General features: G+C 69.9%; 15 protein-coding genes. 11 read left to right on the top strand and 4 right to left on the bottom strand.

Annotation, left to right across the window (positions count from 1 at the left end; all coding sequences use genetic code 11):
• Positions 1-148 precede the first annotated feature (148 nt).
• The gene (locus AAFF32_RS11550; protein ID WP_342315253.1) at positions 149-3,502 is read left to right on the top strand and encodes a PAS-domain containing protein; all 3,354 of its coding nucleotides are present in this window, start codon (positions 149-151) and stop codon (positions 3,500-3,502) included.
• Between the two features lie 403 nt (positions 3,503-3,905).
• On the opposite strand, the gene AAFF32_RS11555 is transcribed toward AAFF32_RS11550, so the two are convergent.
• Positions 3,906-4,571, bottom strand: coding sequence for a response regulator transcription factor (locus AAFF32_RS11555; protein ID WP_216958298.1), 666 nt, complete (start codon positions 4,569-4,571; stop codon positions 3,906-3,908).
• A 95-nt stretch (positions 4,572-4,666) separates the two neighbouring features.
• Between AAFF32_RS11555 and AAFF32_RS11560 the strand changes: the two genes are divergently transcribed.
• From AAFF32_RS11560 to AAFF32_RS11595, 8 genes are all read left to right on the top strand, one after another.
• The gene (locus tag AAFF32_RS11560) at positions 4,667-6,484 is read left to right on the top strand and encodes a 3-hydroxybutyrate oligomer hydrolase family protein (RefSeq protein WP_342315254.1); all 1,818 of its coding nucleotides are present in this window, start codon (positions 4,667-4,669) and stop codon (positions 6,482-6,484) included.
• A gap of 288 nt (positions 6,485-6,772) precedes the next feature.
• Complete coding sequence (locus tag AAFF32_RS11565; RefSeq protein ID WP_216958293.1) at positions 6,773-7,390, top strand: phosphatidylcholine/phosphatidylserine synthase; 618 nt, start codon at positions 6,773-6,775, stop codon at positions 7,388-7,390.
• A 73-nt stretch (positions 7,391-7,463) separates the two neighbouring features.
• Positions 7,464-8,507 carry a class III poly(R)-hydroxyalkanoic acid synthase subunit PhaE gene (gene phaE, locus AAFF32_RS11570; RefSeq protein WP_342315255.1) on the top strand — a complete coding sequence of 348 codons (1,044 nt, stop codon included), beginning with the start codon at positions 7,464-7,466 and terminating at the stop codon, positions 8,505-8,507.
• Positions 8,507-9,583 (top strand): class III poly(R)-hydroxyalkanoic acid synthase subunit PhaC, encoded by a 1,077-nt coding sequence (locus AAFF32_RS11575; RefSeq protein WP_342315256.1) that lies wholly within the window; start codon positions 8,507-8,509, stop codon positions 9,581-9,583. The genes phaE and AAFF32_RS11575 overlap by 1 nt, the downstream gene beginning before the upstream one ends.
• Before the next feature lie 168 nt (positions 9,584-9,751).
• The gene (locus AAFF32_RS11580; RefSeq protein WP_216958287.1) at positions 9,752-10,486 is read left to right on the top strand and encodes an SGNH/GDSL hydrolase family protein; all 735 of its coding nucleotides are present in this window, start codon (positions 9,752-9,754) and stop codon (positions 10,484-10,486) included.
• Between the two features lie 64 nt (positions 10,487-10,550).
• Positions 10,551-10,874 carry a DUF5329 domain-containing protein gene (locus AAFF32_RS11585; RefSeq protein WP_342317265.1) on the top strand — a complete coding sequence of 108 codons (324 nt, stop codon included), beginning with the start codon at positions 10,551-10,553 and terminating at the stop codon, positions 10,872-10,874.
• A gap of 47 nt (positions 10,875-10,921) precedes the next feature.
• Complete coding sequence (locus AAFF32_RS11590) at positions 10,922-11,119, top strand: PspC domain-containing protein (protein ID WP_216958285.1); 198 nt, start codon at positions 10,922-10,924, stop codon at positions 11,117-11,119.
• A gap of 75 nt (positions 11,120-11,194) precedes the next feature.
• Complete coding sequence (locus tag AAFF32_RS11595; RefSeq protein WP_254200138.1) at positions 11,195-11,632, top strand: hypothetical protein; 438 nt, start codon at positions 11,195-11,197, stop codon at positions 11,630-11,632.
• Between the two features lie 4 nt (positions 11,633-11,636).
• Here the strand turns inward: AAFF32_RS11595 and AAFF32_RS11600 are convergent, their stop codons facing one another.
• Both AAFF32_RS11600 and AAFF32_RS11605 read right to left on the bottom strand, forming a co-directional pair.
• Complete coding sequence (locus AAFF32_RS11600) at positions 11,637-12,554, bottom strand: rhodanese-like domain-containing protein (RefSeq protein ID WP_216958281.1); 918 nt, start codon at positions 12,552-12,554, stop codon at positions 11,637-11,639.
• Positions 12,555-12,663: 109 nt separating this feature from the next.
• A complete protein-coding gene (locus AAFF32_RS11605; RefSeq protein ID WP_342315257.1) occupies positions 12,664-13,452 on the bottom strand; it encodes an NRDE family protein in 789 nt (262 codons plus the stop codon).
• 193 nt (positions 13,453-13,645) lie between these two features.
• Between AAFF32_RS11605 and AAFF32_RS11610 the strand changes: the two genes are divergently transcribed.
• Positions 13,646-13,852 (top strand): hypothetical protein, encoded by a 207-nt coding sequence (locus AAFF32_RS11610; protein WP_216958277.1) that lies wholly within the window; start codon positions 13,646-13,648, stop codon positions 13,850-13,852.
• 36 nt (positions 13,853-13,888) lie between these two features.
• The gene (locus AAFF32_RS11615; RefSeq protein ID WP_216958275.1) at positions 13,889-14,398 is read left to right on the top strand and encodes a DUF1579 family protein; all 510 of its coding nucleotides are present in this window, start codon (positions 13,889-13,891) and stop codon (positions 14,396-14,398) included.
• Between the two features lie 9 nt (positions 14,399-14,407).
• Here the strand turns inward: AAFF32_RS11615 and AAFF32_RS11620 are convergent, their stop codons facing one another.
• Positions 14,408-14,632 carry a hypothetical protein gene (locus AAFF32_RS11620; RefSeq protein ID WP_216958273.1) on the bottom strand — a complete coding sequence of 75 codons (225 nt, stop codon included), beginning with the start codon at positions 14,630-14,632 and terminating at the stop codon, positions 14,408-14,410.
• Positions 14,633-14,686 lie beyond the last annotated feature (54 nt).

A 14,686-nucleotide genomic window follows, 5' to 3' on the forward strand; every position in this document is an offset into this window, starting at 1 on the left:
TGCGGGTTGTCCCTTGACACTCCGTTGCCCCTCACCCCAACCCCTCTCCCGGTGGTAGAGGGGCTCCAGATCTTCTGAGAGGGCGGGCGAAGAAATCGAATGCGCGCCGCTTTCGCTATCCTGCAGCCATGAGCCGAACCGCGTGCCCATGCTGAGCTTCACCACCGTCGCCCTCGCCAGCCTGGCGTGGCTGGCGCTGATGTTCGGCACGGCGTTGTACGCCGAGCGCCGGCCGACCGTGCTGGCGCGGCAATGGCGCCATGTGTATGCGCTCTCGCTGGCGGTGCACTGCACCTCGTGGACCTTCTACGGCACCGTGACGCAGGCCGCGCGCTACGGCTGGCCGCTGCCGCCGACCTTCCTGGGCGCGATCCTGCTGTACGGACTGGCGATCGCCTTCATGGTGAAGCTCGTGCGCCTGTCGCGCGAGACGAATGCGACCTCGCTCGCCGACCTCATCGCCACGCGCCTGGGCAAGGACGCGTGGCTGGCGGCGACGGTGACGCTGATCGCCGCGCTGGGCCTGATCCCGTACATCGCGCTGCAACTGAAAGCCGTGGCGATGAGTTTCGCCATGCTCACCACGCGCACCGCCGAGGGCGCCGCCGCGCCGGCGTGGCAGGACAGCGCGCTGTACGTCGCGCTGGCGATGGCGTTGTTCGCGATGCTGTTCGGCACGCGCCGCGCGAGCGCTGCCGAGCACAACCGCGGCCTGGTGCTGGCGATGGCGTTCGAATCGGTGTTCAAGCTCGCCGCGATGCTGGCGCTGGGCGCGTTCGTCTGGTTCGGCCTGGGCGAGCTGCCGCAGGGCGCGACCGCACCGCCGCCGCCGCGCGCGGCCGATGGCTTCGCACCGCTGGTGCTGCTGGGCGCGCTGGCGATGTTCATCCTGCCGCACCAGTTCCACGTCGGCGTGGTCGAGTGCCGCGACGAGCGCGACGTGCGCACCGCGCGTTGGCAGTTTCCGCTGTACCTGGTGCTGATCGCGCTGCCGGTGCTGCCGCTGGCGACGGCGGGGCAGGCTCTGCTGGCCGGGACCGGCGTGCCGTCGGACCTGTACGTGCTGGCACTGCCGCTGTCGCAGGGGCAGGAAGGCCTGGCGCTGTTCGCCTTCCTCGGCGGCCTCAGCGCGGCGACCGGCATGGTGGTGGTGAGCACGCTCACGCTCAGCCTGATGATCGGCAACCACTGGTTCGCGCCCGGCCTGCTGCGCGGTGCGTGGTCGCGCAACGACGGCAGCGATCTGCGCGGAAGCGTGATCGCGCTGCGTCGCTGCGGCATCGTCGCGATCATGCTGCTGGCGTGGGCGTACAGCCGCCTGCTCGCGGGCAGCGACGCGCTGGCCGACGTGGGCGCGGTGTCGTTCTCGGCGCTGGCGACGCTGGCGCCGGTGCTGTGCTTCGCGGTGTGGCGACCGCAGACGCCGGCGCGCGCGGCGGTGATCGGGATCGTGGCCGGCTTCGCGGCATGGGCGTGGGTGCTGTTGCTGCCGATGACCTTCGAAGCGCGCGGCACGCCGCCGGCGTGGATCGACGCCGGGCCGTTCGGCATGGGCTGGCTCGCGCCCGACGGCCTGTTCGGGCTGACGGGCTGGAGCCGCCTGGGGCGCGCGGTCGGCGCGAGCCTGTTCGTCGGCACGCTGGCGACGGTGGTCGCGGCGTTGTGGCGGCGCGAGGCGCCGCGTCGCGCGCATCGCGGCCTGGACGTGCGCACGTTGCGCGACGCCGGCCTGCGCTTCCTGCCGCGCGAGCGCGTGGCGCAGCTGCTGGAAGACGGCCCGGGCGAGGGCCCGGTGCCGGCGCCCATCGAAGCGCGCATCGAGCGCGAACTGGCTGCGGTGTTGGGTTCGGCGTCGGCGCGTGTGCTGCTCGACGCGGCGCGACGCGCCACCGGGCACGACCTGGACACGGTCGCGGCGATCGTCGGCGAAGCCTCGGCCGACCTGCGCTTCAACCAGCGCGTGCTCGAAGCCGCATTGCAGAACATGAGCCAGGGCATCAGCGTGGTTGATGCCGACCTGCGCCTGGTCGCGTGGAATCGCCGCTACGCCGAGCTGTTCGATTTCCCGCCGGAGCTGCTGCAGGTGGGGCGCCCGATCGCCGAACTCTCGCGCTGGGCATTGCAGCGCCTGCCCGCACGCGCCTGGAGCGAACGCGAGCTGGAACGCGCACTGGAACGCCGCCTGGCCTTCATGCGCGCCGGCACGCTGCACCTGTCCGAGCGCGTGCTGCCCGACGGCAGCATCGTCGAGATCCGCGGCAACCCGATGCCGGGCGGTGGCTTCGTCGCCACCTTCACCGACGTCACCGCGTTCCGCCGCGCCGAGGCCGGTCTGATCATGGCGAACGAGACGCTGGAGCAGCGCGTCGTGGAGCGCACCGCGGATCTGGAAGTCGCCAAGCGCGAGGCCGAACGTGCGAACGAAGCCAAGAGCCGCTTCCTCGCCGCCATCGGCCACGACCTGATGCAGCCGCTGCACGCCGCGCAGTTGTTCGCCGATGCGCTGGGCCAGCAGGTGCACGACGCGCGCCAGCGCGAAACCGTGGCGCAGATTGGCGGCGCGCTGGATTCCACCAACGACCTGCTGACCGGCCTGCTCGACATGTCGCGACTGGAAGCCGGCGGCCTGGTGCCGCAGCCGCGCGCCTTCCCGCTGGCCGACGTGCTGGAGCCGCTGGCTTCGGAGTTCCGCGCGATCTCCGCTGCGCGTGGGTTGGCGTTCCGCTTTGTCGGCACGCGCGGCTGGACGCACAGCGATCCGCAGCTGCTGCGCCGCGTGCTGCAGAACTTCCTCGCCAACGCCGTGCGTTACACGCCGCGCGGCAGTGTGCTGCTGGGCGTGCGCCGTGACGGCGACGGGTTGCGCATCGAAGTGCACGACACCGGGCCCGGCATCGCCGACGACCAGCGGGCGGCGATCTTCGAGGAATTCCGTCGCGGCGAAGACGCGCCGGGGCAGGGATTGGGGCTGGGCCTGTCGATCGCCGAGCGCATCGCGCAACTGCTCGACGCACCGCTGTCGCTGCGCAGCCGGATCGGCGCGGGCACGGTGTTCGCGGTGCGCGTCGCGCAGGCAGCGCGTCCAGCCGCCGCGTCGCACGCCGTGGCGATGCGCGAAGACGGGCCGCTGCGCGTGCTGCTGGTCGACAACGATCCGTTGGCGATGGACGCGCTGGCGACCGTGCTGCAACGCTGGGGCTATGACGTGGTCACCGCGCTCGACGGCGTGGAAGCGGAGGCCGCGCTGCATCGCGCGCCGGCTGCGTTGTGGCTGTTCGACTACCACCTCGACGACGGCGATACCGGCGTACTGCTGACGCAGCGGTTGGCGTCGCAGTTCGGCGCGCGTCCGACGCTGATCCTCAGCGCCGATCGTGGCGAGGACGTGCGCCGCGCCGTGCATGAAGCGGGGTTGTCGCTGCTCGCCAAACCTGTGAAACCGCTGGCGTTGAAGTCGGTGCTCGACCGTGCGCTGGTGGCGCGGGAGCTCGAGTTGTCCTGACGCATTCGTAGCCCGGGTAAGCGCAGCGCACCCGGGTTTCCAGATCGGCTCACGGGTCGAAACCCGGGTGCGCTGCGCTTACCCGGGCTACGTGCTGGCGGCGCGGGAGTTGGAGTTGTCGTGAGGCGGGGCGTCCCTCAACGTCTCGAACCGACATTCTCGCAATCCGTCATCCCGGCGAAGGCCGGGACCCAGGCCGTCACGCGTGAAGACTTCCATTCCGTCATCCCAGCGAAAGCTGGGATCCATGTTGCTCTTGCCTGTCCATCTGCTTACCCGGCCTCGAACAGCCAAATGGATTCCAGCTTTCGCTGGAATGACGAGATGGAGCGGATGACGTGACAGCCTGGGTCCCGGCCTTCGCCGGGATGACGGCGATAGAGGGGCTGCAACGGACTGAAAATCAGGACGCCAACTGCCGCGCCGGATCAGCCAGTTCCAGTTCGCGCAGCACGACACTGGCCTGCGTGCGGTTGCGCACGCCCAGACGTTCGAAGATCGCCGACAGGTGCGCCTTCACCGTGCGTTCTTGCACGTCCAGGCGGTCGGCGATCTGCTTGTTGAGCAGGCCCTGCGCCACCAGCGTGAGCACGCGGAACTGTTGCGGCGACAGGCTCGCCAGGCGCGCGGCGAGGTCGGCGTCGCCGCTGTCGCTCTGCATGCGCGCCACCGCCGCACGCAGCGACGCGGGCAGCCATTGCTCGCAGGCGAGCACGGCGCGGATGGCGTCGCGCAGTTCGTCCAGGCCGGCGCTCTTGGGCAAGTAGCCGGCGGCGCCGTGGTCGAGCGCACGACGCACCACGCGCGGGTCGTCGTTGGCCGACACCACCACCACCGCCACGCCGGGGTACTGCGCGCGGATCGCCGCCAGCCCGGCCAGGCCGTGATTGCCCGGCATGTGCAGGTCGAGCAGGACCAGGTCGATGCCGCCGTCGGCCTCCAGCGCGGCGAGCACCGCATCGAGGCTGCCGGCTTCCTGGATCTCCGCCTCCGCCACGGCCTCCATCGCCGCCTGCCGCAGCGCGGCGCGGAACAGCGGGTGGTCGTCGGCGATCAGCAGGGTCGGCATGGCACCAGCCTAGCAAGCGTGCGCGCATCCGGGGCGGCGCCGTGCTGGTACGAAAGTACGATGGGCGTGGCGCAGGGCCTTGCTAGGCTCGCCGCATGAACCCGACCTGCGTCCGCATCGCCGTCGTCGCCGGGGCCGCGCTCGCGCTGGCCGCCTGTGCCACATCCCGTCCACGCATCGCGAAGGAGGCTGCGCCGGTGTTCTCGCAATCGCGCACGACCGAACATCGCGGCAACGACGACCTGCTCACCGGCGGGCTCGGGCTGGCGGGGTTGCGTGCGATCACGCCGCCCGCGTTCGCCGATGCCGAACATCCCACGCCGGCCGAACTGCGCCGTCGTGCGCTGTGGGCCAACTGGCGCGGCATCGCCGACCTCGCGCCGGGCGGCGGTTATGGCGAGCTCTACGGCAGCGTCGCCGCGGTGCCGGGCCGTGAGTTCAGCGCGTTCGCCACTGTCGCCGGTGCGAGCCAGCCGCACCGCGTGCTGGTGCAGATTCCCGATGCATTCGATGCGGGCAAGCGCTGCGTGGTGGTCACGGCTTCGTCGGGTTCGCGCGGCATCTACGGCGCGATTGCCGTGGCCGGCGCCTGGGGCCTGCCGAAGGGTTGCGCGGTGGCGTACACCGACAAGGGCGCGGGCACGGACTATTTCGACCTGGATGCGGGGCAGGGCGTGCGTGCGGACGGCACGGTCGTTGCGCGCGGCGAAGGCATGGCGTTCGAGCCGGTGACCACGGCGTCGTCCGGCGTGGCCTTCAAGCATGCGCATTCCAAAGACAACCCCGAGGCCGATTGGGGCCGCCACGTAAAGCAGGCGGCGCAATTCGCGCTGCAATCGCTGGACGCGGCATTTCCGCAGTCCGCGCCGTTCGATTTCGGCAATACGCGGGTGATCGCGGTGGGACTGTCCAACGGCGGCGGCGCGGTGCTGCGCGCGGCGGAACTGGACGGCGACTGGCTCGACGCCGTGGTGGCGGGCGAGCCGAACGTGTACGTCGAAGGCGCGCGTCCGCTGTACGACTACACGACGCAGGCGGCGCTGCTGATGCCCTGCGCGCTGCTCCACCTGCAGAACCTGCCGCAGCCGCCGTTGTCGGCGCAGGTCGCGCCGCTGTGGGCGCAGCGCTGCGCGGCGTTGAAGGCGAGCGGCGCGATCCAGGGCGACGACACCGCGGCGCAGGCGCGCTCGGCGTACGAAGCGATGAAAGCCGCCGGCTGGACCGACCAGGCCCTGCGCGCCGGTGCGCTGTCGGTCGGCTTCGATCTGTGGCGCGCGGTGGCGGTGACCTATGCGTCGGCCTACGGTCGCTACGGTTTCGGCGAACTGCCGTGCGGCAACCGCTACAGCGCGCTCGATGCCAATTTCAGCCCGCGCGCCGCCACCGCGGCCGAACGCGCGGCCTGGTGGTCGGACGCCAGCGGCATACCGCCCGGCGCGGGCGTGAACATCGTGGAACCCAACCCGACCTCGCCACTCACCACGCTGCAATGCCTGCGCGGGCTGTGGACCGGCGACGACGACAACGCCCGGCGGGTGAAGCAGGGCGTGGCGGAAACGCGCGCGGGCCTGCCGCGCGATGGTGTGCCGATGGTGGTCATCCACGGCACCGACGACGGCCTGATCCCGCCCGCCTTCAGCAGCGTGCCGTACGTGCGCGCGGCCCAGGCCGCCGGTCGCGACGTGCGCTACTGGCAGGTGCGCAACGCGCAGCATTTCGACGCGTTCCTGGGATTGCCGGACTACGGCGCGCGCTACGTGCCGCTGCTGCCTTACGTGTATGCGGCGCTGGATCGGGTGAGCGCGCACCTGGACGGTGGCGGTACGTTGCCGAGCGACGCGGTGATCGAAACGACGCCGCGCGGGGCGGGGAAGGCGTTGCAGGCGTCGGATCTGGCGATGCCGCGCGATTGACCCTTCTCCCGCTTGCGGGAGAAGGGGCCCGAAGAGCCTGCCCGGGACGTGATCCGGGGGTGGATGAGGGAGGCGGAGCCTCACGCGATGGCTGCGCGGTGCTGTAAGGCACTCGCTGCCCTGTGCAACGACTTCGTTGCCCTCACCCAAGCCCTTTCCCGCAAGCGGGAGAGGGGCTCTGGCCTGAGAGGGAGCTTTTGTCTGAAAGCCCCGTGCTTATCCTTTTGCCTCTTGCTGGCTTCACACCCGTTGCGGCACGCTGGGGGCTTCCCGCACACGGAGCGCCGCATGCCGCGTCGCCATTTCTCGATGTTGCGCGAGTTCCACCTCGCCGACTGGTTCACGCTGGCCAACGCCTTCTGCGGCACCGGCGCGATCTTCGCCGCGATGCGCTTCCTGCAGGACGGGGTGGTGAACGACCTGCTCATCGGCATGGCGCTTATCCCGCTGGCCTTCATCTTCGACGCGCTGGACGGACGCGTGGCGCGCTGGCGCAAGTCGGCGTCCACGCTCGGGCGCGAGCTGGATTCGCTGGCCGACGTGATCTCCTTCGGCGTCGCGCCCGCGGCCCTGGCCTATGCCTGCGGCCTGCAGGGCGGCTGGGACTGGATCGTGCTGAGCTACTTCGTCGGCTGCGGCGTGAGCCGCCTGGCGCGCTACAACGTCACCGCCGAGGCGCTGTCCGGCGGCGACGACAAGGTGAAGTACTTCGAGGGCACGCCGATCCCGACCAGCCTGGCGCTGGTGATCGTGCTGGCCGTCGCCGCCTCGCAAGGCGCGATCGGCGACAACCTGTGGCTGGGCATGGTCCAGCTGGGACCGTGGCAGTTCCATCCGCTGGTGCTGATGTTCGCGCTGTCGGGCTCGCTGATGATCAGCAAGACGCTGCGCATTCCCAAGCCCTGAGCGCCGCCGCGGCGCCTGTCACATGGGCGTGGTCGCGGCATTGATACCATCGCCGTCTTCCCCGATGGCGGTGATGGCGATGCAGGGCGTGGACGATCTTGAAGCGTGGGGCCGGCGTTACTGGAGCGCGTGGGGCGATGCCCTGCGTGCGACGCAGCCCCAGTCCTCCGGTACGGCGATGCCGGGCTGGAACGAAGCGATCGGCTGGTGGTCGCAGTTCGCGCGCGGTGGCCTGCCGCAGGGCGACGAGGCCGTGTCGCGCTTCAACGCGCAGGCGCAGGGCTGGTTCGGGCAGATGCAGCAGCTGGCGGCGCAGTTCGCCGGGCGCCAGGCGAATGCGGCGGATATCGCATCGGCGTGGAAACAGGCGCTGGGCGGCGACGGCGCCAACCCGTTCGCGCAGATGTTCGCCAGCATGCCGGGCAGTGCGCAGACCGATCCGTCGAAATGGTTCGAGGCGTTCGCACCGTGGCTGCAGTCGATGCAGCGCGAAGGGCGCTCGTGGCTGGATCTGCCCGCGTTCGGTTTCGCGCGCGAGCACCAGGAGCGCTGGCAGCATCTCGCCCAGGCGCAGATGGACATGCAATCGCAGAGCCAGGCCTACCAGACGCTGCTGGCCGAGGCCGGGCAGGACGCCTTCACGCGCTTCGAGCGAAAGCTGGAGGAGCGCAGCGCGCCGGGCAAGCAGCTGGACTCCGTGCGTGCGCTGTTCGACCTGTGGATCGACGCCGCCGAGGAGGCGTATGCGGACATCGCGTTGTCGCCGCGCTTCCGTGACGCCTACGCCGCGCTGGTCAACGCACAGATGACGCTGCGCGGCCGGATGCAGAAGGAAGTCGAGCAGCTGAGCACGCAGTTCGGCATGCCCACGCGGACGGAAGTGGATTCGGCGCATCGCAAGATCGTGGAGCTGGAACGCGAGCTGCGTCGACTGCGCGATGCGCTGCACGCGCGCGGGCCGTCGGAGGAAGCGCCGCGCGCCCCACGCGCCGCGCCTGCCGAACCGCCGCCGCGACCGGCCGCACCGCGCAAGGCATCGGCGGCGACGAAGCCTGCAAAGAAGGCGGTGAAGAAGACCGCTGCCAAGACCGCCGGCAAGACGGGGAGGGCGCGCTGATGGACGGATTCGGTCCACTGGGCTTCACGCCCGACACGCTGGCGCAGGAATCGCTCCGCTTCCAGGCCAAGCTGCGCGCCGGCCTGGACACGCTGCACCAGGTGCACGACATCGACTACGGCGCGACCGCGCGCGAGGAAGTCTGGCGCGACGGCAAGGTCGCGTTGTACCGCTTCCGCGGCGACCGTGCGCCGACCGCGCGCGTTCCGCTGCTGATCGTCTACGCGCTGGTGAACCGGCCGTACATGGTGGACCTTCAGAACGACAAGTCGATCGTGCGCGGCCTGCTCGAACGCGGCGAGGACGTGTACGTGCTCGACTGGGGCTACCCGGACCGCTCCGATCGCTATCTCGAGCTGGAGGATTACATCCAGCGCTACATCGGCGGCGCGGTGGATCACCTGCGCCGCGAGTACCGCATGGACGCAGTGAGCGTGCTGGGCATCTGCCAGGGCGGCGCGTTCTCGCTGTGCTACGCCGCGCTCAATCCGCACAAGCTGCGCAACCTCATCACGATGGTCACGCCGGTGGACTTCCACACCAGCGACAACATGCTGGGCAACTGGACGCGCGGGCTGGACGTGGATCTGTTCGTCGACACGCTGGGCAACGTGCCGGCGGATGTCATGAACTGGTGCTACCTCACGCTCAAGCCGTGGCGGCTGTTCGTGCAGAAGTACGTGGGCATGGTGGACGTGCTGGACGATCCGAAGGCGCTGGAGGATTTCCTGCGCATGGAGAAGTGGATCTTCGATTCGCCCGACCAGGCCGGCGAAGCGTTCCGCCAGTTCATCAAGCAGTTCTACCAGGGCAACGGTTTCATCAAGGGCGGCATCGACATCGGCGGGCGCGCGGTGGACCTGCGCCAGATCGAGGTGCCGATCCTCAACATCTACGCCGAACAGGACCACCTCGTGCCGCCGGCATCGTCGAAGGCACTGGAAGGACTGACCGGCACCGACGACTACAGCGAGCTGTCGTTCCGTGGCGGCCACATCGGCATCTACGTGTCGAGCCGCGCGCAGCGCGAAGTGCCGCAGGCGATCCACGACTGGTTGGCGCAGCGGGCGAAGTAGGGCGCAAAAGCCGTGAGTCCCGCGCAGGCGGGACGCCTGCGCCCAGTCGACGACACACGCGCCGTCGGCGGCATGACGTGTTCCTATCGTCACCTGAAGCGCACCCGTCCACGCCGCGTGACGAAGGTCTGCTTCCGCGCATCCGACGAGATGGTTTCGACATCGCGCATGTCAGACTTGCGCGATTCTCGAAGGACGCGTCCCGTGACCCGAATTGCCCTGATTCTCTGCGTGGCCCTGCTCGGTGCCTGCGCTTCGCACAAACCGATCGACAGCGTCCCGTCGGCCGCGGTTCCCGTCGCCGATTCCTCGCAGTGGGAAGCCGACATCGTCGCCTTCGAACAGGCCGACAGCGTAGTGCGGCGCCGGCCGGGCGGCGTGGTGTTCGTGGGCAGCTCGTCGATCCGGATGTGGGAGACGATGCCGGACGACTTCCCCGGCGTGGCCACCATCAACCGCGGCTTCGGCGGTTCGCGCGTGCGCGATTCGACCTACTACGCCGATCGCATCGTCACGCCGTACCAGCCCAGGGCCGTGGTGTTCTACGCCGGCGACAACGACCTGCAGGAAGGCCGCACCCCGCAGCAGGTGCGCGACGATTTCGCCGCCTTCGTCGAGAAGGTGCATGCGCAGTTGCCGAACGTGACGATCGGCTTCGTGGCGATCAAGCCCAGTCCGTCGCGCGCAGCCACGCTGCCGCAGATCCGCGAGGCCAATGCGCTCGTGCGCGAGTACGCGCAGAAAGCGCCGGGCGTGGATTACCTCGACGTCTACCTGCCGATGCTCGATGCGCAGGGGCAGCCGCGTGCGGAACTGTTCGTGGAGGACCGGCTGCACATGAATGCCAGCGGCTACGCGATCTGGGCCGGCGTCGTGCGGCCGTGGCTGGCCGGACTACAGTGATGCCATGAACGCGTCGCGGGCACTGCAGGCATCGCTGGTGGGTCTCGTATTCGCGCTGGGCGCGATGTCCGGTTGGGCCGCTCCGCCGCCGCAGGCGCAGCGCGAGATCGGTCAGCTCATCGACGCACTGGGTCGCTCCGGCTGCGAGTTCCAGCGCAACGGCACGTGGTACCCGGCCGGCGAGGCGCGCGCGCACCTGCAGCGCAAGTACGACTACCTGCGCAAGCGCGACATGGTCGCCACCGCCGAGCAGTTCATCGAACGCGCCGGCACCCAGAGCAGCATGAGCGGCCGGGCGTACGCCGTGCGCTGCCCCGGCCAGGGCACCGTGCCGTCGGCGCAGTGGCTGGGCGCGCGGCTGTCGGCGATTCGTCACGCGACGCCCTGACGCCGGGCGCTAGACTGGCGGCGCATCCAGCCACCGGACGCGCCGCCATGAACGCCACGCGCACGCTCTACCGCTCCCGTCACGACCGCATGGTCGCCGGCGTCATCGGCGGCTTCGCCCGCCGCTTCGGCTGGAACTCCACGCTGCTGCGTGCGCTGTACGTGCTCGTGTCCATCGCATCGGCCGCGTTCCCCGGCATCCTCGTCTACCTGATCCTCTGGCTGCTCATTCCCGAGGGCGACTGAGTCCGATCGTTCGCGTCCGGGGAGACGCAGGCGATGCGCTAGGCTGCGCGCATGCCGATGCTTCGACGATTGCCCATGCTCCATCGAGTGCTCATCGCGCTGGGCGCGCTGTGGACGTTGCCCAATACGCTGGTCGGGCTGCTGCTCGGCGCGCTCGGACTGGCGTTCGGCGCGCATGCGCACTGGCGCGGACGCGAGATGGCGCTGGTCTTCCACCGCTGGCCCTGGGGGCCGGGTGGGGCGATCACCTTCGGCAACGTGATCCTGCACACCGGCGACGACCTGGATTCGCCCTGCGTCACCTACGCGCACCGGGCCGGCCATGGCGATGAACCGCCGATCGTGCTGGCCGATCACGAACGCGCGCATGTCTACCAATACCTCGCGCTGGGCCCGTTGTTCCTGCCGCTGTACCTGCTGTCGGGCGGCATCAGCGTGCGTAACCGCTTCGAGCGCGCGGCCGATCGCTACGCCAGCACGGGACGGGGTTGGTGGCCCTGGTCGGCGTCCTGAGGGTTCAGTCGAACGCGACGAGGTTCCCGTCGCTCTTCCACGCGCTGAAACCACCCGCCAGCGGCCGCACGCGTTTGAAGCCGCGCTTGTTGAGCGCGCGCGCCAGCACGGCGGCCGACGCCTCGCTCGGGCAGTCGCAATAGACGATCACTTCCTCGCGCGGCATCAACGTGGCGTCGGCGACCGTCTGCACGAACACCGCGCCCGGGATCCAACCGGTGAGTGCGCGCTGCGGTTCGGGGCGCACGTCGAGGATCAGCGGAGGCGATTCACCGTCCATGAGCTGCTTCAGCTCCGACGGCGTGATCCTGGCCATGCGCAGCTGACGCTGGAACATCGCCCGTCGCCAGTACTTCCACAGCACGAACGCGGCGATCAGCGCGAGCACCACCGGCACCGTCATGCGGCCCAGCGCTTCGAGTTGTTCGAGCACGCTGTTGACCGCCTCGTGGAAGACCGCGCCGAGCGCGACCGCCACGCCCGCCCACAACAAGGCGCCGATGCCATCGAACAACAGGAAGCGGCCCGGGCGGGTACCGGTCTCGCCGGCGAGCGTGGTCGCCACGGCGGCGAAGCCCGGGATGAACTTGGCGACGATCAGCGACGGCGGTCCCCATCGGCCGTAGATGCCGCGCGTCATCAGCACGCACGAGTCCGGCGATAGCGACAGCCGGCACATCAGGCGCAGCAGTTTCGCGCCGAGGCGGCGTCCGCCGACGTACCAGAGCCAGTCCGCGAGCACCGCGGCGAGCGCGGCCACGAGCACGATCGGCCACACGCTCTTGCCCTGGTCGGTGGCGAGGGCGGCGGTGAGGATGATGGGCGGATACGCCGGCACCGGGATGCCGCCCTGGTCGAGCAGCACGCTGACGAAGACGACCAGCAGGCCGTAGACGGCGATCAGGTGGAGGAGGGTGTCCATGGACGATCCATGGCGCCGTGGGGGCGGTGGCGCCATGGTAGGCGCGCCGCTTTCCGGCGGATAGCACGTCCGTGCATCGCAGCGTGCCGCCGATGGACCGCTGGCGTGTTCAGGCGATGGGGAAGGTCGCGCGCGTGCGTCCCAGGCGCACACCGTCCGGGCCGAAGCCCTGTTCGACGAACGTGATGCGCGCGTCCTCGATCAGCACCACGGAACTGCAGCGCGTGCCGTAACGCTCGCCGCGCACGAACGGCGGGGAGAGCAGGCGTTCCAGCTCGAGCCCGACGCCGGTGTCGGGCAGCGTGTCGTCCGGTGCGGCCGTGGTGTCGGCGAGGGCGTCGAACAACGGGGACAGGGCCGCGTCGTCGGTGGCGCCGTCGAGCGCGGCGGGGCTGGCGAGCCAGCGCTCCAGCGCGCGGGTCGCGTGCCCGCTCTTCGGCCACGGCGCATCGAACGCGCCATTGGACATGGCGTGCAGGCCGGGGGCGACAGCGTGCGTCTGGAAGGCCGGGTAATTGCTGGCGAAAGCGAGCTCCTGGCCGTCATAGGCCAGGGTGTTGAAGCGGCCGTACTCGGCGGCGTGCGGGGCGATGGAGGCGAGGGCCTCCTGTGCGCTGGCGCGGCCGGCGGCGAACCCGCGCACCAGCGCTCCACGCGAGCGCGGCATCGTGCCCTCCGGCTGACCGGCCCGCACGTTGGTGACGGCGGCCAGACGCCCGTGCGTGGACGCCATCAGCCAGCCGCCGCCGGCCAGCAGGTCGCGGCCGCCGTAGACGGTCGAATCGTCCGGGTCGGCGCCCGCCGGCGACGTCGGGCGGGCATGCGCCTCGTCGCGATTGGCGATGAGGGCGAGCCGATAGCGGGGATGGTGCTTCCAGGAGAGGGCGATCAGGCACATGCAATCAGCCACATACGGAGAAATCGACAAGAGGAATCATCACCGGGTTCAGCTGACCCGGCTGGAGCAGTGTAGGGATAGTCCTACAAAGCCGTAGTGCCCGCGCTGACTGTGACGGGCAGAAAACCTAGGCAGCCTATGAATCCGTCCCCCCACGTCCCACAGGACGTCCCCCAGCCGGGAGGAGCCCCTCATGTACCGCGTCGAACTATCTCGCCACGACGGCGGCCTGATGCAACAGCAGATTGCCGAAGCGTCCGCTGACTACACCAGCGCCGAAGCCGCGCTGGCTGCGGTGTTGCCGCAGGCCAAACGCTGCGCCGAAAAAAGCCAGCAGGCCTTGTGGCTGCGCATCTACGACGAGCGCTCCCGCGTCGTGTTCGGTACGCTGCTGCCCTGAGCGGCGGGCGTGCTCCCGCCCAACCGGGAGCACGACATGGGAAAGAAGGAATTCGAAGCCTCCATCGCCAACGGTGCCCACCGCCGCATGGCGGGGATGATCGGCGAATGGGAAGGGACGTTCCGCCTGTGGTTCCAGCCCGACCACGTCGCATGCGAGGCGCCGCAGCGCGGCACGATCCGCGGCGTTCTCGATGGCCGCTTCCTGCTGCACGAATACCGCACGCGTTTCGACGAAGAGCCGATCGAAGGGCTGGCCCTCTACGGCCTGCACCTGGACGACAACGCCTACGAGTCCGCGTGGGTGGAAAGCTTCGGCACCGGAACCAGCATCATGTTCTCCACCGGCCCGGCGACGGCGGAGCATTTCAACGTGCTGGGCAGCTACGGCGACGGGCAGGGCGGTCCGCGCTGGGACTGGCGCACCGAGATCGAACAGCCCGATCCCGACCAGCTCATCATCACCATGACCAACATCTCGCCCCAGGGCGAAGCGGCGCGAGCCGTGGAAGTGCGCTATCGCCGGGTGACGAACGCCGGCGTGTGAGGCGGTCGGTCAGACACCCTGTCGGTGCAGCCGCAGCGCGACGCCGTTGGCGACGATGGCGAAGCAGTCCGCATCGATGCGGTCCACCGCGCCGCCGTCGCTGAGGTGATACGAACGCAGTCCTTCCACGCGCCGCTGCCCCGCCGCGCTGCGCGTGTCGATGTAGGTGCGGCGCACATGGACGGTGTAGCGATTGCCGGCGTCGTCGTAGGCGCTGAAGGTCTCGTTCGGCATGATCGGCTCCCCTGGGGCGGCCGACACGATCCGGTATCGGCGTCTCGCCGGTTG

This window comes from Lysobacter sp. FW306-1B-D06B (assembly GCF_038446665.1).
In the GTDB taxonomy this organism is placed as follows: Bacteria; Pseudomonadota; Gammaproteobacteria; order Xanthomonadales; family Xanthomonadaceae; genus Lysobacter_J.